Raw genomic sequence first — 22,337 nt, 5'->3', positions numbered from 1 at the left:
CTAATAACTTAATGTTAAAACTTGGAGAATGCCGAATGACATTACCGTGTGGACATACGCGACACCGTTTGATTAAAAACTTTACCTCTTTGGGACCCTATTTGCGGGAAGGCCAGTGCCATGATTTCTACTTCTTCTTTGACTGTCTGGCGATGTGCGTCGATGTCAAAGCCGAACCGGAAAAACGCGAGTTTTGGGGCTGGTGGTTAGATTTGGAAGCGCAGGGTCAAAGTATGACCTACTCGTATCGCTATGGCCTGTTCGATGAAGCTGGCAACTGGTCTGAAATCAAGTTCAAAGACAAAGCCATCACCGAAAAAGTAGACACCACGCGGCAAAGTTTCCACAAGCGACTGGAAGTCCTGGTACAGCAGCTAGACCCCCCCTATTCCTTAGCGGAAAGACCCTAACGCCTCTTCAGGTCATGCGCCTGTGTCGGTTTTTTTCGCGTTGTGCCTGTTGGCATAACGCGTCTCTCCTGTTACAACGTTTTCTTCATCATCATCTTTTTTTATACAAAGCAATGGCAGAAAAATTATGAGTGGCAGCCAAACGATGGTTGTAAAACTGGGCACCAGCGTGCTGACAGGCGGGTCTTCTCGCCTCAACCGGGCCCATATCGTAGAACTTGTACGTCAGTGCGCGCAGCTGCATGCCGCAGGGCATCGCATTGTGATTGTAACTTCAGGCGCTATCGCCGCAGGCCGTGAGCATCTCGGCTATCCCGACCTCCCCGCGAATGTCGCCACCAAGCAGCTTTTAGCCGCTGTCGGACAGAGTCGACTCATCCAACTATGGGAACAGCTGTTTTCGATTTACGGCATCCACATCGGTCAGATGTTACTGACCCGTGCGGATATGGAAGATCGAGAACGGTTCCTCAATGCGCGCGACACCATGCGCGCACTGCTGGATAATCGCGTCGTTCCGGTGATCAATGAGAACGATGCAGTCGCGACGTTGGAAATCAAGGTGGGCGACAACGACAACCTGTCGGCGCTGGTCGCCATTATGGCGGACGCCGACAAGCTGCTTCTGCTCNCCGATCAGAAGGGCCTGTTCACCGCCGATCCGCGCGACAATCCGGATGCGAAGCTGATTAGCGACGTGCCGACCATCACCGATGAACTTCGCCACATCGCCGGCGGCAGCGTATCGGGTCTGGGTACTGGCGGTATGTCGACCAAAATCCAGGCGGCCGAAGTGGCCTGCCGCGCCGGTATCGACGTGATCATTGCCGAAGGATGCCGACTCGGCGTTATTGGCGATGTGATGAATAATGTGTCGGTCGGGACTCACTTCCACGCCGTCGACGAGCCGCTCGAAAAACGCAAACGTTGGATTTTCGGCGCGCCTCCGGCCGGTGAAATCATTGTCGATGACGGCGCACTGTCCGCCATCCAGGAGCGTGGTAGTTCTCTCCTGCCAAAAGGCATTCGGGATGTGACGGGGATTTTCTCGCGTGGCGAAGTTATCTGCGTACGCAGCCTGTCCGGTCGGGATTTGGCTCATGCGGTCACTCGCTACAACAGTGATGCATTACGCATGATTGCGGGCCACCACTCCCAGGAGATTGAAGATATTCTTGGATACGAATACGGTCCGGTGGCGGTTCATCGGGACGACATGATTATTAATTAAGGAGTACGCGGTGCTTGAACAAATGGGCAAAGCGGCAAAACAGGCCTCTTATCAACTGGCGGCCTTGAGCACCAGTCAGAAAAATCAGGCCCTTATGGCGATAGCCGATCTGCTGGAAGCGGAGAGCGCCTCTATTCTGTCCGCCAACGAACAGGACGTTGCCGCCGCACGTGAAGAAGGACTGAGCGAAGCGATGCTGGACCGTCTGCAGCTGACCCCGGCGCGTTTGTCGGCGATCGCCAGCGACGTGCGTCAGGTCTGCCGCCTCAACGATCCGGTCGGCGAAGTCATCGATGGACGGATCCTGGACAATGGTCTCAAGCTGGAACGTCGACGCGTACCGCTGGGCGTGGTCGGGGTTATCTACGAAGCGCGTCCCAATGTGACGGTCGATGTAGCGAGCCTGTGCCTGAAAACCGGCAACGCGGCCATTCTGCGCGGCGGGAAAGAGACCTATCGCACCAACGTGGCCACGGTCAGCGTGATCCAGCGGGCGTTGACGCAGTGCGGCTTGCCGGCGGCGGCGATTCAGGCGATCGAAAAGCCGGACCGCGAACTTGTTAACCAACTGATGAAGCTCGACCGCTACGTGGATATGCTGATCCCGCGCGGCGGCGCGGGTCTCCACAAGCTGTGCCGAGAACAGTCCACGATCCCGGTTATCACCGGCGGCATTGGCGTCTGCCATATTTACGTTGATGAGTCGATGGAGTTCGATCCCGCGTTGCGCATCATCGTAAACGCGAAAACCCAGCGTCCCAGCACTTGCAACACGTTGGAAACGCTGCTGGTTCATCAGCGTATCGCGCAGGATTTCCTGCCGCAGCTGAGCGCCGCGATGCATAAAAGCGGCGTCACGCTGCACGCCTGCCCGCGTTCTCTGCCGCTGCTAAGCGAGGGACCGGCGCAAGTCACGGCCGTTGAAGCCGCCGACTTTGACGATGAGTGGCTGTCTCTGGACCTGAATGTCGCGCTGGTGGACGATATTGACGATGCCGTTTCCCACATCCGTGAGCACGGTACGCAGCATTCAGATTCGATTCTGACGCGTTCACTGAGCCGTGCGGAACAGTTTATCCGTGAGGTCGACTCCTCCGCTGTCTACGTGAATGCCAGCACCCGTTTCACCGACGGTGGACAATTCGGACTGGGCGCCGAAGTCGCCGTCAGCACGCAGAAACTGCATGCCCGCGGCCCGATGGGACTGGAAGCGCTCACCACCTACAAGTGGATTGGCTACGGCGACGATCTCGTCCGCGCTTAATCACCCGTGTTATAGCGATTTAGGTCGTTATAACAAGCTGCTATAACAGGAAAAAAGCGCTCGTTGGTCCGATTATAAAATCGGCAGACGAGCGCCAGATGCTTGACTTGCCGGCATGATTTCACTAGTTTGTCACCCCGTAACGCATCGTCAGGCATTCGCCGGGCGACCTAAAAAGCCGATATAGCTCAGTTGGTAGAGCAGCGCATTCGTAATGCGAAGGTCGTAGGTTCGACTCCTATTATCGGCACCATTTCAACATCCTCAAATACCCGTAACCATCTATAATCTCACGGTTCCATAACGATTTTTATTGTTCCTCTCGTCCATCGTCGTCCATGNCCCTTCGCTCGAGTCCGGTACAGAATATGTATATGTCCTGTTCAGACCGGGGCTCCTAACCACATAACTTTCCACGGCATGCAGAATCGCCGCGCTAAGCCTGAAGCGAGAGCTTTCATGATTTGTTGAACCTCGCTGAAGTAGGATCAGGATGGTTCCGCTAGCGTATGGCTGATAAACCCAAAATGTTGTCGCTGGAATTCATCTCACGATCACATTTGCAGATGCTCGTTCCCACGCAATGACGACAGAAATGTGGTGCGGAGGGCAAGAAGCCAAGTGAGGTCATGATCGTGTCATGTGATTAGGTACAACAGTCTGTAAGTCATACCAGTTTTGCCTTTAAATTCTCTTTTAGGCTAGCCGATAACGATTTCTGATGGCGGCAACTCATTCAGCGCTGTGTGTGGCTCATATACGTTATCGTCTAACCACACTTCAAAACATGGCTTTCCACAGATAATCTGTCTTCAGTGTATTTTCATCCGAGAGCCACTTATAGCGCCTTTTTATTCAGCATGGCTTCGACGAGGAAATTCTTGAGGCAGGCATTCTCTTCTTCAGATGACTTAAACCGTTTCACTTCCTGCTATTTCACGCCACCCAACTGCTGCGTCAGGTTTAAATCGCATGTCTGCGGCCAAGTTCATTGGCTGGAACCATAACCTTGGCTTCGTGAATTTTTCTAATAATACATTCTTCGGATAAACGTTCATTAATAAGAACGCTCTTACGTTGCTGATGAAGCCATCATTAACATCAAGTTGTCTTATTCAATAGTCATCGAGTCAATCCGGTTCTGCGGAGTCGGGCTGCGTAATAGGTCCTGGGCACACTGAAGATGTAATTCATTAATTATTCTAGAGATATCAACACAAAAATATAAAATATTTATATCTCAACAATAATATATTTACTTGAAATACTTTCTGCTATAACTTTTTCTTGACGGGAATATTCTCCATTTTCACATAGGGTTCTCCCGTAAGTTCATTTTATTTCCCCCATCAGTCATAGCCACCTGTTGGTTAATACCAACATACGTTGAGTAAAGGACGGTGCATTTATGCTTAAGCCAAAGGATTGCCGCAATTTGCAAGATGTCAGAAAAGGTATCGATACCCTTGATAGGCAGATATTCGAGCTTTTTTTGCAACGCCTAGATTACGTCTACGCGGCCAGCCGCTATAAGGCCGACGAAGCCAGTATTCAAGCGCCCGAACGCGTAGAAAGCATGCTAGATGAACGCCGACGCTGGGCGAGAGAGCATTATATTGATGAAGAATTCATTGCCTCACTCTATGGGCATATCATTCATCAATATATTAATGCGCAAATTAAATATTGGAGGACGAAAAACTAAATTCCTAAAGATTTCATCAATGGAAATATTTTACCCGTACTGCAAAAGAATGAATGGATACGCCGAGATAGTCGTCGATTTATTTCAATGCCTTAGGATAAGAGGAACAAAGTATGGGAACCCATTTTCGTCATGACAGTTTCTTATTTTCATCCGCATTTCGCAGCTTTTATACCGACGGCGTTTTTAAAACATTAACCAAGCCCGCGTCCGATCCGTTCGCGCTCTGCCAGGATGTGGCGCAGGCATTCGATCAGGCGCGTCATGCCGGCATTACTCATCCAATCGTGGTGGGCGCTATCCCCTTTGATGTGAGTCAGCCGTCATCTCTGTATATTCCTCAAACCTGTCATTTTTTGTCACGTGAAGCGTTCAAACAAAAACTGGGGGCAACGCCGCAAACGTCGCTACGCGTTGTTGCTCGACATCTTCATCCGGAACGAGAGGCGTTTCTCGATATGGTGAAAAGTGCGGTACACGTTATTCGACAGGGAGAATTACAGAAGATTGTCTTATCGCGCATGCAGTCGCTAGAGGTTGAGGAGCCGCTGAATACCATCGCCTTGCTGGCGACGCTCGCCGAGCAAAACCCGAACGGTTACTACTTTCATCTCCCTATGGCGGCAGACCGCTGTCTGTTTGGCGCCAGCCCCGAACTGCTACTACGACAAGAAGCGCGATCAATCTGGACGACGCCACTTGCGGGCACCGCGAGGCGTGGCGCCGATGAACAAGAGGATAGAGATAACGGCGAACGGCTGCTGGCATCGCGTAAGGATCGTCACGAACATCAATTGGTCATAGACGAAATTCGCCAGATGCTGGCGGGCTATTGCTCGTCCCTCAACATCCCACAACAACCCGAACTATTGCGGACGCCCAACCTCTGGCATTTGGCCAGCCCGATAGAGGGCCTGTTGAAAACCGACAATAGTCAGTCGCTGTCCTTGGCCTGTCTCTTACATCCGACCCCTGCATTGTGCGGAGTGCCAAAGGAAAAAGCCTTCCGCATGATTCGCGAATTGGAACCTTTTGATCGCGGCGTTTTCGGCGGCATCGTAGGTTGGAGCGACGACGAAGGAAACGGCGAATGGGCGGTTACTATTCGCTGCGGCACAAGCCAGCAGCAAGGCATCCAGCTTTACGCCGGCGCCGGTATCGTCGCTGATTCCGACCCGGCTTCTGAATGGCTGGAAATTGAAGCTAAGATGCGCACCATGCTGTGCGCCCTAGGCCAATAATCGCATCGAGTTCGGCGAGCCTCTATGGCAAAGAGGCTCGCCGTTTTCAAAGAGGCAACAGTACGAAAAGCAGGTTAATTCTCATGCTCGCCTTCCTGAGAATCGCGCCCGGAAATTTCCTGTTTCAGTCTGTTTTTCGTCAAAAATTCGAACCTCGTCGTTAAAACACGTTACCCAGGAATAAATCAGTCTTGCCCTGAAAGAGGCCGAAAACGGTAATGGGGTAGGGGAGGCTGTGGCCTTTGGACTCGATCACTGACTCGCCTTGTCATGATGAAGAGATGTTCACTGATGTCGTATTCGTCTACTTTAAGCGGCAGAAGTGAACAACAAAACCTGTGTAGTGGGTATGATAAATAAAAAACAGCCATGGATAATTTAATTATGTCGCTTTTCCATATCAAAAATAAATTACTGAGCGCAGTGAACAAAACCAACTTTCAATCCGCTGGTATTACTGAACGGTATGATTTACAGCAGGCGCTAAAAAGCAACATTGCCTCTATTGCACCGGATTGCCTGATTATTTCTGAGGAGTTCTCCGATTGGGAGGATAGCCGACGCCGAATTGATTTGCTGGCGATAGATAAGAGTGCAAACCTTGTCGTCATTGAGCTGAAACGGGATGAGACCGGCTCGCATATGGAGCTTCAGGCCCTCCGTTATGCCGGGATGGTGTCGACCATGACGTTTNAGAAAGCATGCGGATATTACGAGTGCTATCTCCAGAAGCAAGGCTCAGAGCTCAATGCGAAAACTGAGATTTTAAATTTCACCGGTTTAGATGAGTCGAATATCGATGAATTTGGCAACGATGTAAGAATAATTCTTGCCTCTGGGGATTTTAATAAAGAAATTACCTCATCCATCCTTTGGCTCATCAGTAAGGGCATCGATATCACCTGTATAAGAATGACCTGTTACTCCTTTGGTGAAAATATTTTTATTGATATCGACCAGATCATTCCAGTTCCTGAGGTAGCGGATTATCAGGTCAAGTTTCGTGAAAAACAAACAGAACAGAAAATCAGTAAATCGAAAGCCAAAGATTACTCCATGTATAACTATAATGAGCAAGTTTATAATAAAAGGAACTTGGCCTTAAAGCTGTTATCTGACTGGATTTCGCTGCATTCCTTCGAGAATATCGATGCCGTCAGACATGCGCTGGATAGCCGATTGAATAACAAAATTATAGAGTTAGTATCAGAAATACCTAATAACAAGTTCAATCGCTATCATATGCGCGACGAAGATCTTATTGAACTTACTTTCGGAGATCAGGTTGCAATTTCTAATCAGTGGGGTGTGGATAACATCAACATTCTCATTGAGTTTTTAAGTCAATACGATCAACACGTGGAAAAAATTAGTGGTTGAATTGTTTTAATGGCAAAGCGAGGTATTTATTACTCTTGTTGACAACAGGATTTGTATAGGTAGTTAAAATGCGATTATTTATGTTCTCGAACTATCATCCTTATATCATGCCAACGATATAACCATTATTGAAAGGGGAGTGTAAACACATTCCCCTTTTCAAGCTCATCGCTAAGATTTCAATTAATCAGTTGAGAAGCGGCTTTCAAGTAAAGTTATATTCTTTACGTATAGGTATTATCATTTTGCTCGTCATTACCTATTTCATGTTGTTATGTCTGTATGGCAAGGTTTGGGATTCACCGCGCTACCGCTGGTTTTCTTCGACACCGAGAGCAGACGCGCCCGTGATTGCGCTGTTCTCCAGGCGAAATAAAACGCCGCCTTTTTGGTAGCAAATAGCAGCATTCCCGACTGGATCATTGACGTCAATGGTCGAGGCGAACCTGTAAAAGTCAATATCGTCAAAATCTCCGTTTTCTGGCAAGCAACATCAATAGCGCTGTCCCCGGGAGTGATTTGGCGCAGGTGGGCAAGCTCGAAGGCATTGTGGATCCCGCGGATTATGGTGTTGAAGCGCCAAAAATCTGATGAGTGATTCGCAATAATCGACAAATCGTCAGGCGATTTCGGGCGACCACGTCGAGGGGGATTCACCGGCTAATGAAATCGTCTGACTCCCGTGCGCCTATTGATCCGCGATGGCTCACTGACCCGATGCAAATTCTCCCATCGACACGTGATGACCTCTGCGTTGTCGCGCGATTTCCTGTTACTCAGCGTGGTGTTTTGCCGATTACCTGCCAAACCATACGTGTGCGCGGTCGCGATGAGGCAAAGCAAAGATGCCAAAGCCAACGACCCAAGGTACGGTTCCTGTTGCCGAACAGCTCATCGTCCCGTTGATCCCGTAAGCGATTTTTCGTCGGCCATTCATCATGCTCTATCTTCAAAGGGGCAAGTTGGCGGCATCTTAGATGTCGCGAGGGCGGTGGATTATTTTTACCTTTTACTTATTTCGTTCCTTCCCTTCATGACGTTCTTTTTCGAATGACCTCGCATTAATCAACGCTTCCCGGTGCTGCATCGCCCCGTATCACAATCCATTAACTATATTTAAAGCAGGGTTATTTTTGTGCCTTTCTTATGTATTTGTTTTCTAACAATTAACAGGAGGAAACATGAAGGATGAAAAGGATCGTAAGCCGACGAAGAAGGTAAAACTGGATGCATCTCAGTCGGTCAAGCCTCATCTGGCGGATACCGCACCCGACGATGCCGCGCTAAAACCGGCAAGCAGTCCGACTCCGCCGGGAGCGGAACCGATGTTTCCCGGCAGTGCTAAAACGCCTAAAAACACTAATGCTAAGTTGAAGCAGCTGGATAAATACCGTACCGATCCTGAGCACGAAGCCTTGCGTACGGATCAGGGCGTTAAAATTTCAGATAACCAAAACTCGCTTAAGGCAGGTGCTCGCGGTTCTACGCTGCTGGAAGATTTTATCCTCCGCGAGAAAATCATGCATTTCGACCATGAGCGTATTCCTGAACGTGTGGTCCACGCACGTGGGGCAGCCGCGCACGGCTATTTCCAGGTCTACGCACCGCTCTCCCGCTACACCAAAGCGGAGTTTTTGCAGGACCCGAAAGTAAAAACGCCGGTGTTCGTGCGTTTTTCCACCGTGCAAGGATCGCGAGGGTCAGCCGATACGGTGAGAGACATCCGCGGATGGGCCACCAAGTTTTACACGCAGGAGGGCAACTTCGATCTGGTCGGGAACAATACGCCGATCTTCTTTATTCAGGATGCGATCAAGTTCCCTGACTTCGTGCATGCGGTGAAGCCGGAGCCTCACAATGAGATTCCTCAGGGGCAGAGCGCGCACGATACCTTCTGGGATTACGTCTCCCTGCAACCGGAAACGTTGCACAATGTGACCTGGGCGATGTCGGATCGCGGTATTCCGCGCAGTTATCGCATGATGGAAGGTTTCGGGATCCACACCTTTAAACTCATCAACGCCGAAGGAAAGTGTCACTTCGTCCGCTTTCACTGGAAGCCGGTTTACGGCGCAGCGTCGTTGATTTGGGATGAGGCTCAGTTACTGACGGGGAGAGACCCTGATTTCCATCGTAAGGAGTTGTGGGAGGCAATTGAAGCCGGCGATTATCCCGAATATGAGCTGGGACTGCAGATTATCCCCGAGGAGGACGAGCACAAGTTCGATTTCGATATCCTCGACCCGACGAAGCTGATCCCGGAGTCTCTCGTGCCGGTACAGTTGGTCGGTAAGATGACGCTTAATCGCAATCCGGACAACTACTTCAGCGAAACGGAACAGGTGGCGTTCTGTCCGGGCAATATCGTCCCAGGGATCGACTTTTCCGACGATCCGCTGCTTCAAGGGCGGCTGTTCTCATATCTGGATACGCAGATTAGTCGACTGGGCGGACCGAATTTCCACGAGCTGCCCATCAACAAACCGGTTTGCCCGTTCCATAATCATCAGCGAGACGGCATGCACCGGATGGAAATCAGCGGAGCGGCGAATTACGAACCCAACTCCATCAATAATAACTGGCCACGGGAGACTGCTCCCGCACAGGCCAACGGCGGATTTTCGACCTATCCACAGGCGCCGGACGGTGAAAAAATTCGTCAACGCAGCGAGTCGTTTGCCGACTACTATTCCCAACCTCGCTTGTTCTGGCTAAGTCAGACCGACGTGGAAAAAAACCACATCGTAGGTGCCTATAGCTTTGAGTTAGGGAAGGTGGCGCGTCCGTGGATCCGTGAGCGCGTGGTAGATCAGTTAACGTATATCGATCACGAATTGGCGGAAAAAGTGGCGGAGAATCTGGGGATGAAACTCACCGCCGAGCAGCGTAAACATCCCTTGCCCGGTGCTATCAACGGTATCACGACGGATGCAACGCTCAGCCTGTATGCGGCGGATAAAAAGCAGACGTTGAAATCCCGACAGGTCGCGATCCTGGCCGCGGACGGCGTATGCGGCGCATCGGTCGAGAAAATCGAAAAAGCGCTGCATAAGCTGGGGATTCATACCAAAATCTTCGCCCCCCACCTTGGCAAGATCAAAACGCTGCAAGGGCAGTCGCTGGATGTGGCGGGCACAATTGAGGGGAATCCTTCCGTTCTGGTCGATGCGGTGATGGTACCGACCGGTAAGCAGAGTATTGAGACGCTGAAATCCGACGGCAACGCCAAGTACTACCTGCTGCAGGCGTTTAAGCATCTCAAGGCGATAGGGCTGCAAGGGGATGCGCTGAGCCTGTATCAGGCGCTGCCGCTGCCTGAACCGGATGAAGGCGTGCTGATAGAAGAAGATGCCAAAAAGGTTACGGAGAAATTTATTCACGCGATGCGGGAACACCGCGTATGGTCTCGTGAGACTGTCGCACAGACCATTCCAAGTTGATGCGGCGCAACCGATAAGTCTGCTGTTGTTTTCCTAAATCACGGCTGTGCCTGTCTCAATCACGAGAGAGGGCAGCCGTTTCTGTATTAACGATTCTCCGGCAATAATAAGTCATTGATGATCGCCTTCAGCGTTAGCTCAAGTTGAAAACAGTGAGTGAGCCGAAATTTTCGCCGAAAAAGATCGGAGTCGGCGCTGCCGAAGAATTTGAAACATGGCGTTTAACACTATTTGCAGGTGTTGCAGAGACCCCGTTGGGGAAACTTCCGAGGCTGCCCTATGCTGTGTATTGAGGCTCCGTGGATGAGGGCGGTCGGGCGCCGACTTTCGTGGGAGAAATACTGTTATGAAGATAAATCGTCGACATTTTCTGGCCGGTTCTGCAGCGGCGCTGCTGACGACGCCAATCCGTGGCAGTTGGGCGACCAACGAACCGCTGAGGAGTCATCTTCCACTGTGGCGCGATACTCCGCCGGGCGGCGGTGGGCCCGCAGGGGACGAAGTGCTTTCCGCAGGCGGGGCGCTGAGAAATATCTCCCATCCAGCTCTGGAGGTGTTTACGCCAACGAATCCGAATGGCTGGGGCATTTTGGTCGCTGGCGGCGGGGGCTATAAACATATCGAAATGGGCGATGAGGCGTGGCCTGCCGCGCAGTGGTTGGCGGCGCTCGGGTACACGGCCTATGTGCTTAGTTATCGCTTGCCGGGGGAAGGCTGGGGCGCAGGCAGTCTGGTCGCCTTACAGGATGCGCAGAGGGCGCTGCGGATGATACGCCATCGTCAGCACCACGTCGGCGTTTTGGGATTTTCCGCTGGAGGTCATCTGCTGGGAATGGCGATAACACGCACCGATTTTAAATCTTATCCGGCAGTGGACAGTCTTGATGATGCTCCCGCCTATGCGGAACATGCCGCGCTCATCTATCCAGTCATCACGTTGGAAAAGCCCTATACGCATACCTCAACCCATAAAATTCTGGTGGGGCCTCACGCTGATCCTACGGCAGAGGCCGCGTGGTCGGTACAACATTTCGTGACTTCGGCCACGCCGCCGGTGTTTATGGCGCAGGCGAAAGATGACACCATTTCCGATCCACATAACACGTTGATCATGGCGGCAGCCTGTCAGCGACACCATGTTCCGGTCGAAATGCATCGTTATAGTCATGGCGGACATGCTTTCGGTATGGGGAAGGCGGGAACGCCGACGGTGAAATGGCCCGCCAGCTATCGGGAGTGGTTGGCGACAGTTCAGGAGCGCGCCGCCAGCAGGAATTCTGTAAAAACGAAGGAAGCGTGAAGCGCTTAAAACGCGGCGCCGCTACTCATAGGGACCATGTCGCATATCGACGGGCAGCAAGATAGTGTCGACGATGATAGAGAAGGGTAAATCGATAAACGTGATGTATTTCAACCAGGTATCACGCACGTCCCACTGCACGCCAGGATAGTATTGATGACCGTGTCCCTGTCCCTTGATGTTGCGACTGATGATGCTGCCGCAGCCGGACAGAAGGCTGCTGATGATGAGCATGGTGATAACTCTTTTCACTATATCCTCGGTTTGAGCGTCGATGGTGGGTCGTATGCGGTAACGAATGTACGTCAAAATAGGGCAATTTGGCGATCTGAATCGGATAATCTTACTGTCATCTTATACATAAATGTTATCTGAACGTCAGCCTATCCCTCAAAGTGGCATAACATGACGATTTTCTGACACGTGACTCTGCCGACACAGGCAATTCCTTCCCGATCGGCTATGATTAACATTCCTTGAATATCAATTAAATAACGCTAAGTTCTGTTTTTCAGCTCGGCGGTTTATCTTCCGTTAGGCTGATACATGATTATTTATAGAGCGATATGAGGGTGGAATTGAAGATTAAAGTCCCGATTACGGATGCCGATATTCATGTATCATGACCCACCCGAATCATATCAACATAAAGTAAGCAATAGGATGATTGAGATAATTACTATGGGCGACAACCAAGACTCCGATTTGAAGCGCAAAGCCTGGACTGCTTCATTTGTTGGCTGCCTGCTGTTTTGGATTGCTGTAGGTGTCTTAGCTTATTTCTACTTCTGAGTGGCTCACGCCGATCTATAGGCTGACGAATGCCCCATTCTGGATAGTAATCTTGCTGGTATCACCCCAATAATTCACCTCGGAGTCGCGTTAGCAGGGTTGGCGTTACGCTGATGATGCCAACAAATGACGAATCGACGAGAGACGCTACTGCCACGAGTGGCCGGGCCGGGCGTCTTTACCCTCTTGCAATCTTAACTGCCCACTCTGTCATTTCGATAAATAGATTACGCTCAGGCCGTGTGGTCGAGTACAGCGCTCTTTTCTTTCAATTCCCCAGGACTCCAGGCTCCGGTTGAAGCAGCCGCGCGGCTACTTAGCTTTAATTTTCATCCCGAACTAATATTTAATGTGCCTGCGATGACTCGTATTAAGNCCCTTTCCCGGCATAGCATCGCTGACCCGCCGACAACGAGATTCCTCACGGGCGGTTCGTTCCCTTGCTAGTCCTCTTCTGTATTTACCATCTGCCTGACGTTGGAAGCGATATCCTGCATGACGTCTCGTGCCGCCTGGCTAATTCCCCCTAGCTGGAAAAATCCATGAATGACGCCCAGATAGCGTTTGCATCGTGCGCTCACGCCTGTCTCCACCAGCGTGCGATACAGTTGTTCTCCTTCATCTCGCAGGGGGTCATACTCCGCTGTGATAATCAGCGTTTGGGGAAGATCGTTCAGGTCGTGCCGCCACAAGGGGCTGGCTTCAGGATGACGGTACTCAGACGGAGCGAAGTAAGCCTCATAGCCGGTGAGCAGCGTATCGCGAGTGATAATGAAGTCGTCGCCATGGGTCCGGTACGTGTCACAGCGTGCGGTGGCATCCAACATGGGGTAAATCAACACCTGTCCGCGAGGCTGAAGGCCCCCGCGATCGCGTAAACGCAATGTGGTGATGAAAGCCAAATGGCCGCCAGCGCTGTCTCCCATCAACACCAGATTAGCGGCATCGATTTGTAACGTCTTCGCTTGCTTCTGAATAACACCGAATGTCTGGAAAGCATCGTCGTGGGCGGCAGGATAACGATGCTCCGGCGCAAGCCGATACTGGACGGCAATGACGCGACATTGGCTGTGATACGCCAGCTGGCGCAGAGTGTTGTCGTGAGTGGCAAAGCCGCCGCTGACGAAGCAGCCGCCATGATAATAGACGATGGCGGGGACATTCGACGGTGCCTGGAGCGGCGAGTAGATCCGCAGACACCGCCCCTGCAATGTCCGTTCCTCCACACTGACGCGTGTTTCTCTATCGCCGGACAGGCTGGCCGCGGCGATGTATCCCGCCCGGCGCTCCTCAATAGGTTGGTGTCTTGCTGATGGGCGGCCTGCATTGATGAAGTCCTGAACGAGTGCGGCGATGCCGGGCTCAAGCGTCATGGCGATAGCTCCAGAGTGCCTATTCATGGATAACCGCAATCGGAGAGGTTGACGTCATCCTGTAAATACATGGGTGGAAAAGCATCGACCGACGGTAGCGCACGCGTTTTGACGCTGTCAAAGCCTTCTGAAACGAAAATCACGCGCCTTTCTGCAGAGGGTGATGAAACCGGCGTCATCATGGACATCACTATTTGCAGGGCGCGCCGTCGTGAAGCGTGAAGGGGGTAATGCGATGATGCGACAGGGGTTATGACTTTGCTGAGAAGCAGCGGCCGATAGTCAGGCCGCCGGGGAGGCGGTTTTACTGCCCTTTCACGTCGCCGCGTTCGAGCGTGGTCACGCTGTTGCCCATGGCATCTTTTGTGCTCATATCGGCCCCTTTTCGCTGCAAATCGTGGAGAAGCTCGGTACGTTTGAATAATGCGGCATACATTGCCGCCGTCTGTCCGGCGTTGTTACGTTCGTCCGGGTTGCATTTAGCGGCGAGTAGCCGTTTGGCGATGCGTAGTTCTCCCTTGAATACGGCGCCCATCAGCGCGGTATTACCTCGTTTGTCCTTCAAACAAGGATCGGCCCCGTGTTTTAGCATGAGTGCGACGGCATCATCATGGCCGTGATAGGCCGCGAGGATCACGGCGGTATACCCTTTTTCATCCTGCACGTTCAGGTTGTAACCCGAATGGATGAACTCGGTGATGACAGGCAGCTCGCCATTTCGGGCGGCATCCCACAGATAATGGTTTAGCTGCGACTGTACGTTCCCGGCGTCTTCCGGCGGTTGAGCATGAGCAAGACCGATTAGCATCAACAGGCCCGTAACGAGCGATAATAGACGTTTCATGATGGTATTCCCCGAAATGAGTGGCCGCCCGCAGAGATCCTGACGGGCGGCCGGGCATCATTAGTCGCTCAGTTTAGCGGCCAGACTCTTCACCTTCGTTAAATCGCCTTTGGCGATCGTCGTCAGTCGTGAGCCATATTCCTGATCGGCTTTATAGAAGTAGGACAGCATAATGTTTCTGCTTTCTACGTCTGCCGTTCCCAAGGCTGAACCCAGGCTGTTGACCAGATCGGTGCGATCCTTTTCGCTATAAGAGCGGTACAGTTCGCCCGTTTGCTTAAAGTTCTGCTCCTTCTGGATCTTGCTTTGCTGTGTTGTCCCATTCAGCGGAGTTTGGCTATAACGGGCGGAAACCAGCTCTTCACGCGGATGCAGTCGGCTGGGCTGATAGTTCACCCCTTCATCCTGGGTGTGGCCGTGGTTCAACGTACCATCCTGATTGCCGTTGTTGACGGCTTTAAGCGGCGCGTTGATCGGCAGGCTCAGCCCCGTCGTGCCTACCCGGTACAACTGGGTATCGGCATACGCGAACAGTCGGCCTTGCAGCAGTTTGTCTTCAGACGCTTCGATACCGGGAACCAGATTCGCGGGCGCCATCGCGACCTGCTCGGTTTCCTGGAAGAAGTTATCCGGGTTTTTGTTCAGAACCATCTGTCCGATTTTGCGTTCAGGGACGTCAGGCCAGATTTTGGTGGCATCCAGCGGATTGAAGTCGAATTTCTGCAGATCTTCCGGCTTCAGCACCTGAACATAAAGATCCCACTTCGGATAGTCGCCACGCTTGATCGCAGTGACCAAATCATTGGTCATGTGGCTGTAATCCTTACCTTGCACTTCTTCAACCTGTTTGGGATCCAGATTCTTCACGCCCTGCAACGTTTTCCAGTGGAACTTCACGTAGTGAACCTCACCTTTGGCGTTAATCAGTTTGTAGGCGTGAACGCCGTTACCATCCATATTCCGGTAAGTCGCCGGCGTACCTTCGTTGGAGTAGAGCAACGTCAGCGTACGGGTGGATTCCGGTAGGTGGGAGAAGAAGTCGAAGCGACGTGCATCATTATCCTGGTTGGTGCGCGGGTCCGGCTTGAACGCATGCACCATATCGGGAAACTTGATGGCGTCTCGAATGAAGAAGGTGGGGAAGTTGTTGCCGACTAAATCCCAGTTACCCTGTGTGGTATAGAATTTTGTGGCGAAACCGCGCGGATCACGCAACGTTTCCGGGGAGTGGTTGCCATGCACGACGCTGGAAAAACGAACGAAGACGGGGGTATGCGTTCCTTTTTTGAATACCTCCGCGACCGTGAGATCGGAAATGTCGTCCGTGGCGGTAAACTGACCGTGCGCGCCAGTACCTCGAGCGTGAACTACGCGTTCCGGAATGCGTTCGCGGTCGAAACGCTGAAGTTTTTGTAGCAGCTGGACGTCCTGAAGAAGAACCGGGCCGTTGGGACCGGCGGTTTGCGAGTTCTGGTTATCGCCCACCGGGGCGCCATTGTCGCGGGTCAAGGTATCGGCGAATGCCGACTGAAACACGATCAGTGAAGATACGGCGACCAGCGTTCTTTTCCAGCCAGCGCCACGTTGCGTTGCGGGTATATTGCTCATAATTTGCCTCTTCTTCCTTGCGATGTTCAACAATAAGGGGTGTATTGCCGTCGAGTCCGTTGTGCTGATTTCCGGCAAACCGCGGTCTACCACCGCCTGATGCTCTGTCTTTCCCTAGGCGTGTCGTTCTTTCCCTCTGTTCAGGCCTGACCGGGTTGCCACCTATAGGTCGATCATCTCGGTAAGCACCAAATAGTTACTTGCCGTGACTGAATTACTTTACCTGTTTTAACCCTATGCTTGAGGCTGTTATTTCTATCGAATTGATAGGTGGGCTATAGCAGCATAATCGTTGCGCGGAATCGGAAAAAAAGAGGGAGAAAGTGGGGCGTTGGCGGAGAGGTTTCCCGCCAGTGACAACGTCATCCAGGCGGGAAACACACGACTTCGTGGCTATGGTGGGGGCTTATTTAAAGACCATACCACCGTCGATCAACAATGACTGACCCGTCATGTAGTCGGAGTCCGGGCCGCAAAGATAGGATACGCATGCCGCGACGTCTTCCGGCGTGGACGGACGACCCAGCGCTATCTGCTTGGTGAACTGCTCCGTACCATAACCTTCCGGCTGACCTGCGGCGGCAGAGAATTTGCGGTCGAATTCTTGCCAGAGCGGAGTAACCACGATGCCAGGGCAAAAGGCATTTACGTTAATACCCAGCGGCGCAAGGTCGCGTGCGGTGGTTTGCGTCAGCCCGCGTACGGCAAATTTACTGGCGCTGTAGATGGACATATCGGGGTTGCCGACCTGGCCTGCCTGTGAACAGGCGTTGACGATTTTGCCGCCGTGCCCCAGTTTTTTGAACGCTTTTACCGCAGCCTGAGTTCCCCAGATGACGCCTTTGATGTTGATATCCACAACGCGGTCAATAATCTCGGACGTCATGTCTTCAATCGGGCCACGCGGTGCGATACCGGCGTTATTCACGATCACGTCGAAACCGCCCAGCTGCTGTTCGGTTGTTTCGACAGCGGCGAAGATTTGATCGCGGTCGGAGACATCCGCCGTAATCGCGATGGCTTTACCGCCGGCGGCAGTGATTTTCTCTGCGACCTGTTTGGCGCTTTCACCGTTATAATCGACGATAGCGACCGCGAATCCATCTTTAACCAGGCGAAGCGCGATGGCTTCACCAATTCCCTGACCCGCTCCTGTAACCAGCGCGACTTTATTTGTCATCTGTTATCCCTTCAATAAATGTTATTAATCAATTGGGAACAGGGTAGCGTCTGGCGTATTAAATAAAAACTCATAGTAAATTCAGTGACTTTTACCCGGCATTCAATAACCAATGGCGCTTATCAACCCCAATAATTGTTCTGTGGCTAACTATTTTGGGAGGTGTCCGGGGGAAGTGCCTGGGAGGAAATATCGAAAATGAGTGGGGGAGGGCGGAGTCGACGAATGGCGTTCTCCCGTCTGGCGTAATAAGTGGCGGGAGAACGTTCGGGGCTGGCAGCGCAGTTGAGGCTGCCATCACGGGTTAACGCGTGGATTAACTAAATACCATACCGCCGTCGATTAGCAGCGACTGGCCGGTCATATAGTTGGAATCCGGGCTGGCCAGATAAGAGACGCAGGCGGCCACGTCTTCCGGTTCGGACAGGCGGCCCAGCGTAATGCGTTTAGCGAATTGTTCGGTGCCGTAGCCTTTGGGTTTGCCTGCGGCTTCGGAGATTTGGCGGTCAATTTCATCCCACATCGGCGTTTTCACAATACCGGGGCAGAAGCCGTTAACGGTGATACCCAGCGGAGCCAGGTCGCGTGCTGCGGTTTGCGTCAAACCACGAACGGCGAATTTGCTGGAGCTGTACACTGCCAGTTCCGGGTTACCAATATGACCCGCTTGTGAACAGGCGTTGATGATTTTACCGCCGTGTCCCAGTTCTTTGAATGCTTTGACGGCGGCCTGAATACCCCAAATCACCCCTTTCAGGTTGATGTTGTAAACCTTATCGACGATTTCCGGCGTGATTTCTTCAATCGGCGTACTCGGCGCGATACCTGCGTTGTTGACGATGACATCGAAGCCGCCCAGCTGTTGCTTGGCTGTTTCAACGGCGGCAAAGACCTGGTCCCGGTTAGAGACGTCGGCTGTGACCGCAATCGCTTTACCACCTGCTTCGTTAATACGCTGCGCTACCGCTTTAGCGCTGTCACCGTTGTAATCCACAATAGCTACGGCAAATCCGTCTTTAACCAAGCGAAGGGCGATAGATTCCCCGATGCCTTGACCCGCACCGGTTACCAATGCAACTTTCGTCATGTTCTATTCCTTAGTGTGTAATAGTTAAATCGCTTTAATGAGGATAGCTGTAGACCTAAAGAATAAAAACTTATAGTGAGAATGATTATTATTACCTGGCTTTAAATAACTTATAGATATAAATGCAATCGTCATTATTCGCCATATAGCGTATGGCGATTGACGGGGGCAGTTTGAAGATCATCCTCCGTAAAACCGGGTCATCATGGGTAAACGGAGAGTGAAATCAGAAAGTGTGTAACATGCCAAATTCACCTTACATCCTCGCCATCAACCTTACCGACCTATGACAGTTCTATACATTCAGGTTGATAGATTAGAGCCATCCCTTGTTGATGTTGTGTTATTCATCCCTGTCTGAGAGTAGTTATTTACCCGCTTCCGAGCGGGTTTTTTTTGCCTGTTGATTATGATGAGGCTGCTGGCGGCGCGGGTTCCTGCTCTGCCAGTTTTTTGAAGCGTTGAAGGGTATTGTTCAGCATTTCTTTAGAAAGCAGCGCGAACATCTGGCCGATTTGTTGCCCCAGAAATCCGCCGGGCGCATCGAAATAGATCGTCAGCGTGACTTCGGTGCCTTTTCCCTGAGGGGCCGGCTGAAAGGACAATTTGCCCTCATTGGGAACACGGGCGCCCGCGAGGGAACACCAATGGATGAAACTGCCAGGCTGTTCCTCAACGATACGAGCCGTCCATTCGATGCTTGGACCGAGCGGTGCTTTGACCCGCCAGAGAGAGTCCGTGGCGTTGAGAATGTCTATTCGAGCAAAGTGATTCATCAGAACCGGCAGCGTTTCTGGCTTACGCCACAGGTCGAATAACATGTCAGCAGGTCGGTCTATGACGATCGATTTGCCAAAACGGGTGGCGTTAGGACCTTTCACGCCCATATTGTTTAAGAACGTTGATGACACGTTCGTCCCTCCTTTATTCGGCGCCATAGGTCGCTATAGAGAATGGTATTCCCAAGTGTATCGCAGAATGTGCGTTCGCAGGATCGTTCTATCGGCGTGCCTCATCGCGTTTATGAAAAGGTGACGACGATCTGAATGTTATTGCTAGGCTTTATGCGTTTCTCATCCTTGCTGCGTATCGGTTTGCACTTCGGGACTTGCCACGTTTTTTGAGGCGATAAATGCTACCCTGAGGGGTAACAGCTTCATTACTATAGTGAGTCGATAGATGACAGAACATCCTATTTTTCAGTTGAGTAAGCAGGTTGGCGAACGATTAAAATCCCGCGGCGCGCATATGACTTGCGCGGAGTCTTGCACAGGGGGCGGGCTGGCAAAGGTGATTACTGATGTCTCGGGCAGTTCCGCGTGGTTTGACTACGGTTTTGTGACCTACAGCAATCAGGCCAAAGAGGTGCTGGTCGGCGTCAAGTCGGAAACTTTGGCGGAGTATGGAGCGGTCAGCGGCGAAGTCGTTGAAGAAATGGCCGCAGGCGCGCTGAATAAAGCCGGTGCGGATTATGCCATTTCCATCAGCGGCGTCGCCGGACCGGATGGCGGTACCCCCGAGAAACCGGTCGGCACCGTATGGTTTGGCTTCGCGGCAAGACAAGGCGAGGGATTCGTCCGCAGAATGCAGTTCGACGGCGATCGCAACAGTGTCCGCCAACAAGCGGTTCAATTTGCGTTGGAAACGCTGCTGAATACTTTTCTGCAAAATTAACCTTGATGCTGTATGAGTGTACAGTATAATGTCCGTCACCCGTTCGGTGAATCATGAACAAGCAACAGCGCAGATGCAGCCTCGTGCTGCGAGACAGGAGTAGAAATGGCTATTGATGAGAACAAACAAAAGGCACTGGCAGCAGCACTGGGTCAAATCGAAAAGCAATTCGGTAAAGGTTCTATCATGCGTTTGGGCGAAGATCGCTCAATGGATGTTGAAACTATCTCTACAGGTTCCCTGTCCCTGGATATCGCGCTGGGCGTCGGCGGTTTGCCTATGGGCCGTATCGTTGAGATCTACGGGCCGGAATCCTCAGGTAAAACCACGCTAACGCTGCAGGTGATTGCCGCCGCTCAGCGTAAAGGCAAAACCTGTGCCTTTATTGATGCGGAACATGCTCTGGACCCTATCTACGCGAAGAAGCTGGGCGTTGATATCGACAATCTGCTATGTTCCCAGCCGGATACGGGCGAGCAGGCGCTGGAAATCTGTGACGCGCTGGCGCGCTCCGGTGCAGTGGATGTCATTATCGTTGACTCCGTAGCGGCACTAACGCCGAAAGCGGAAATCGAAGGTGAAATCGGCGACTCTCACATGGGATTGGCCGCGCGAATGATGAGCCAGGCGATGCGTAAGCTGGCAGGCAACTTGAAACAGTCCAGTACGCTGCTGATTTTCATCAACCAGATCCGTATGAAGATTGGTGTGATGTTTGGTAACCCGGAAACGACGACTGGCGGTAACGCACTGAAATTTTACGCTTCAGTACGATTGGATATCCGCCGTATTGGCGCTATCAAAGATGGCGACGAAGTTGTGGGCAGCGAAACCCGTGTGAAAGTGGTGAAAAACAAAGTTGCCGCGCCGTTCAAACAGGCAGAATTCCAGATCATGTACGGTGAAGGCATTAACACCTTTGGCGAACTGGTTGACCTGGGCGTTAAGCACAAGCTGATCGAAAAGGCGGGTGCTTGGTACAGCTACAACGGTGAGAAGATTGGTCAAGGTAAGGCCAATGCATGTAACTTCATCCGTGAAAATACTGCGATTGCGAACGAGCTGGATAAAAAACTACGCGACATGTTGCTCAATAAAGGCAATGAGTCGGCCGTAGCGGCTGCCAGCAGTGAAGCGGGTTTTGATGAAGAAACAGCAGGTGAGTCCAAAGAAGATTTTTAATTAGTTCATGATGTTAGCTAGCAGCAGCCATACAACTATCAAGGTCACGCATGTCTAAAATCTTGCGTTATGCCATGAATGTGTTGGCGGTCCGCGACCACAGTGAAACCGAGTTACGCCGCAAAATTGCGGCGTTCTTGTATTCCCCGTCAGAAGAAAACGGCGATGATTCCATTACCGTTACCCAGGAAATTGAACAGGCCGTTGCCTATTGCGCCGAGTACGGTTGGCTTGACGACCAACGATTCGCTCAACGTTACATTTCTAGCCGGAGCCGGAAGGGATACGGCGCTCAGAGAATTCGCAGCGAGTTGAGTCAAAAAGGCGTGGACAAATCGACGCAAAGCGAGGCATTACGCCGCAGTGACGTCGACTGGTATCAATTGGTTCAACAGGTTGCTGAGCGAAAGTTTGGTCATCCACTCCCCTCAGAATGGAAAGAAAAAGCGAAAGTTCAGCGTTACCTCTTGTATCGCGGTTTTTCGCATGATGAAATTCAATCTCTATACACGAATTTTTCAGATTGAATGCATACGGGATTTTACTTCCCTCCTGAGAAAATTTATCTTATTCCCACTTTTTTAGTTCGTGATTGGTTCGATTACGTCGGTATGTCGTACGGTTCG

At 51.7% G+C, this 22,337-nt stretch carries 19 protein-coding genes and 1 tRNA gene; 12 read left to right on the top strand and 8 right to left on the bottom strand.

From position 1 onward, the window contains the following. The first annotated feature begins 35 nt into the window (after nt 1-35). From crl to SB13_RS07510, 6 genes are all read left to right on the top strand, one after another. Entirely contained in the window at nt 36-410 is a 375-nt protein-coding gene (gene crl / locus SB13_RS07535) for a sigma factor-binding protein Crl (protein ID WP_026739759.1), read from the top strand. 127 nt (nt 411-537) lie between these two features. After that, nucleotides 538-1,641 (top strand): glutamate 5-kinase, encoded by a 1,104-nt coding sequence (gene proB, locus SB13_RS07530; protein WP_026739758.1) that lies wholly within the window; start codon nt 538-540, stop codon nt 1,639-1,641. A 10-nt stretch (nt 1,642-1,651) separates the two neighbouring features. After that, a complete protein-coding gene (gene proA, locus SB13_RS07525) occupies nt 1,652-2,905 on the top strand; it encodes a glutamate-5-semialdehyde dehydrogenase (protein WP_026739757.1) in 1,254 nt (417 codons plus the stop codon). Between the two features lie 177 nt (nt 2,906-3,082). Beyond that, nucleotides 3,083-3,158: transfer RNA gene (locus SB13_RS07520), tRNA-Thr, on the top strand. A 1,155-nt stretch (nt 3,159-4,313) separates the two neighbouring features. Continuing rightward, nucleotides 4,314-4,610: an isochorismate lyase gene (locus SB13_RS07515; RefSeq protein ID WP_026739756.1), complete on the top strand. Its 297-nt coding sequence runs from the start codon at nt 4,314-4,316 to the stop codon at nt 4,608-4,610. A 113-nt stretch (nt 4,611-4,723) separates the two neighbouring features. After that, nucleotides 4,724-5,851, top strand: coding sequence for an isochorismate synthase (locus SB13_RS07510; protein WP_026739755.1), 1,128 nt, complete (start codon nt 4,724-4,726; stop codon nt 5,849-5,851). Nucleotides 5,852-7,495: 1,644 nt separating this feature from the next. Here SB13_RS07510 and SB13_RS17755 read toward each other — a convergent pair. Next, entirely contained in the window at nt 7,496-7,846 is a 351-nt protein-coding gene (locus tag SB13_RS17755) for a hypothetical protein (protein ID WP_152545928.1), read from the bottom strand. A 566-nt stretch (nt 7,847-8,412) separates the two neighbouring features. Between SB13_RS17755 and katE the strand changes: the two genes are divergently transcribed. Continuing rightward, nucleotides 8,413-10,671, top strand: a complete 2,259-nt coding sequence (gene katE, locus SB13_RS07500) for a catalase HPII (protein ID WP_026739753.1) — start codon at nt 8,413-8,415, stop codon at nt 10,669-10,671. A 352-nt stretch (nt 10,672-11,023) separates the two neighbouring features. After that, on the top strand, nt 11,024-11,971 hold the full coding sequence (locus SB13_RS07495; protein ID WP_051616546.1) for an alpha/beta hydrolase: 948 nt from the start codon (nt 11,024-11,026) through the stop codon (nt 11,969-11,971). Nucleotides 11,972-11,992: 21 nt separating this feature from the next. Here SB13_RS07495 and SB13_RS07490 read toward each other — a convergent pair whose 3' ends face one another. Next, the gene (locus SB13_RS07490) at nt 11,993-12,205 is read right to left on the bottom strand and encodes a YceK/YidQ family lipoprotein (protein ID WP_036150742.1); all 213 of its coding nucleotides are present in this window, start codon (nt 12,203-12,205) and stop codon (nt 11,993-11,995) included. Nucleotides 12,206-12,574: 369 nt separating this feature from the next. On the opposite strand from SB13_RS07490, the gene SB13_RS18120 reads away from it, so the two are divergent. After that, entirely contained in the window at nt 12,575-12,763 is a 189-nt protein-coding gene (locus SB13_RS18120; RefSeq protein ID WP_036150744.1) for a YmiA family putative membrane protein, read from the top strand. 443 nt (nt 12,764-13,206) lie between these two features. Here the strand turns inward: SB13_RS18120 and SB13_RS07485 are convergent, their stop codons facing one another. From SB13_RS07485 to SB13_RS07460, 6 genes are all read right to left on the bottom strand, one after another. Beyond that, nucleotides 13,207-14,136 carry an alpha/beta hydrolase gene (locus tag SB13_RS07485; protein ID WP_026739751.1) on the bottom strand — a complete coding sequence of 310 codons (930 nt, stop codon included), beginning with the start codon at nt 14,134-14,136 and terminating at the stop codon, nt 13,207-13,209. 304 nt (nt 14,137-14,440) lie between these two features. Next, nucleotides 14,441-14,980, bottom strand: a complete 540-nt coding sequence (locus tag SB13_RS07480; RefSeq protein WP_026739750.1) for an ankyrin repeat domain-containing protein — start codon at nt 14,978-14,980, stop codon at nt 14,441-14,443. A 60-nt stretch (nt 14,981-15,040) separates the two neighbouring features. Beyond that, nucleotides 15,041-16,588, bottom strand: coding sequence for a catalase (locus SB13_RS07475; RefSeq protein ID WP_036150748.1), 1,548 nt, complete (start codon nt 16,586-16,588; stop codon nt 15,041-15,043). A gap of 406 nt (nt 16,589-16,994) precedes the next feature. Further along, nucleotides 16,995-17,768: a (S)-acetoin forming diacetyl reductase gene (locus tag SB13_RS07470; RefSeq protein ID WP_026739748.1), complete on the bottom strand. Its 774-nt coding sequence runs from the start codon at nt 17,766-17,768 to the stop codon at nt 16,995-16,997. A 316-nt stretch (nt 17,769-18,084) separates the two neighbouring features. Beyond that, on the bottom strand, nt 18,085-18,855 hold the full coding sequence (locus tag SB13_RS07465) for a (S)-acetoin forming diacetyl reductase (RefSeq protein ID WP_026739747.1): 771 nt from the start codon (nt 18,853-18,855) through the stop codon (nt 18,085-18,087). Nucleotides 18,856-19,262: 407 nt separating this feature from the next. Then, nucleotides 19,263-19,742: an SRPBCC family protein gene (locus SB13_RS07460; RefSeq protein WP_051616545.1), complete on the bottom strand. Its 480-nt coding sequence runs from the start codon at nt 19,740-19,742 to the stop codon at nt 19,263-19,265. Nucleotides 19,743-20,034: 292 nt separating this feature from the next. Between SB13_RS07460 and pncC the strand changes: the two genes are divergently transcribed. From pncC to SB13_RS07445, 3 genes are all read left to right on the top strand, one after another. Beyond that, nucleotides 20,035-20,529 (top strand): nicotinamide-nucleotide amidase, encoded by a 495-nt coding sequence (gene pncC, locus SB13_RS07455; protein WP_026739745.1) that lies wholly within the window; start codon nt 20,035-20,037, stop codon nt 20,527-20,529. Nucleotides 20,530-20,634: 105 nt separating this feature from the next. Next, nucleotides 20,635-21,711 (top strand): recombinase RecA, encoded by a 1,077-nt coding sequence (gene recA / locus SB13_RS07450; RefSeq protein WP_026739744.1) that lies wholly within the window; start codon nt 20,635-20,637, stop codon nt 21,709-21,711. A 50-nt stretch (nt 21,712-21,761) separates the two neighbouring features. After that, nucleotides 21,762-22,238: a regulatory protein RecX gene (locus SB13_RS07445; RefSeq protein WP_026739743.1), complete on the top strand. Its 477-nt coding sequence runs from the start codon at nt 21,762-21,764 to the stop codon at nt 22,236-22,238. The last annotated feature ends 99 nt before the right edge of the window (nt 22,239-22,337 follow it).

It is taken from the genome of Lonsdalea quercina subsp. quercina (genome assembly GCF_000688695.1).
GTDB classification, from domain to species: Bacteria; Pseudomonadota; Gammaproteobacteria; order Enterobacterales; family Enterobacteriaceae; genus Lonsdalea; species Lonsdalea quercina_D.
The sequence above is the reverse complement of the archived record's forward strand: the minus strand, read 5'-3'. Positions and strand labels throughout refer to the sequence as shown.

Excerpts from the sequence above, each read along its gene's own strand:
- SB13_RS07480 (WP_026739750.1), bottom strand. The coding sequence starts at position 14,980 with ATGAAACGTCTATTATCGCTCGTTACGGGCCTGTTGATGCTAATCGGT.
- SB13_RS07485 (WP_026739751.1), bottom strand. The coding sequence starts at position 14,136 with ATGACGCTTGAGCCCGGCATCGCCGCACTCGTTCAGGACTTCATCAAT.
- SB13_RS07475 (WP_036150748.1), bottom strand. The coding sequence starts at position 16,588 with ATGAGCAATATACCCGCAACGCAACGTGGCGCTGGCTGGAAAAGAACG.
- SB13_RS07445 (WP_026739743.1), top strand. The coding sequence starts at position 21,762 with ATGTCTAAAATCTTGCGTTATGCCATGAATGTGTTGGCGGTCCGCGAC.
- SB13_RS07510 (WP_026739755.1), top strand. The coding sequence starts at position 4,724 with ATGGGAACCCATTTTCGTCATGACAGTTTCTTATTTTCATCCGCATTT.
- SB13_RS18120 (WP_036150744.1), top strand. The coding sequence starts at position 12,575 with ATGCCGATATTCATGTATCATGACCCACCCGAATCATATCAACATAAA.
- recA (WP_026739744.1), top strand. The coding sequence starts at position 20,635 with ATGGCTATTGATGAGAACAAACAAAAGGCACTGGCAGCAGCACTGGGT.
- SB13_RS07460 (WP_051616545.1), bottom strand. The coding sequence starts at position 19,742 with ATGGGCGTGAAAGGTCCTAACGCCACCCGTTTTGGCAAATCGATCGTC.
- katE (WP_026739753.1), top strand. The coding sequence starts at position 8,413 with ATGAAGGATGAAAAGGATCGTAAGCCGACGAAGAAGGTAAAACTGGAT.
- SB13_RS07515 (WP_026739756.1), top strand. The coding sequence starts at position 4,314 with ATGCTTAAGCCAAAGGATTGCCGCAATTTGCAAGATGTCAGAAAAGGT.
- crl (WP_026739759.1), top strand. The coding sequence starts at position 36 with ATGACATTACCGTGTGGACATACGCGACACCGTTTGATTAAAAACTTT.
- SB13_RS07465 (WP_026739747.1), bottom strand. The coding sequence starts at position 18,855 with ATGACGAAAGTTGCATTGGTAACCGGTGCGGGTCAAGGCATCGGGGAA.
- pncC (WP_026739745.1), top strand. The coding sequence starts at position 20,035 with ATGACAGAACATCCTATTTTTCAGTTGAGTAAGCAGGTTGGCGAACGA.
- SB13_RS07470 (WP_026739748.1), bottom strand. The coding sequence starts at position 17,768 with ATGACAAATAAAGTCGCGCTGGTTACAGGAGCGGGTCAGGGAATTGGT.
- SB13_RS07490 (WP_036150742.1), bottom strand. The coding sequence starts at position 12,205 with ATGCTCATCATCAGCAGCCTTCTGTCCGGCTGCGGCAGCATCATCAGT.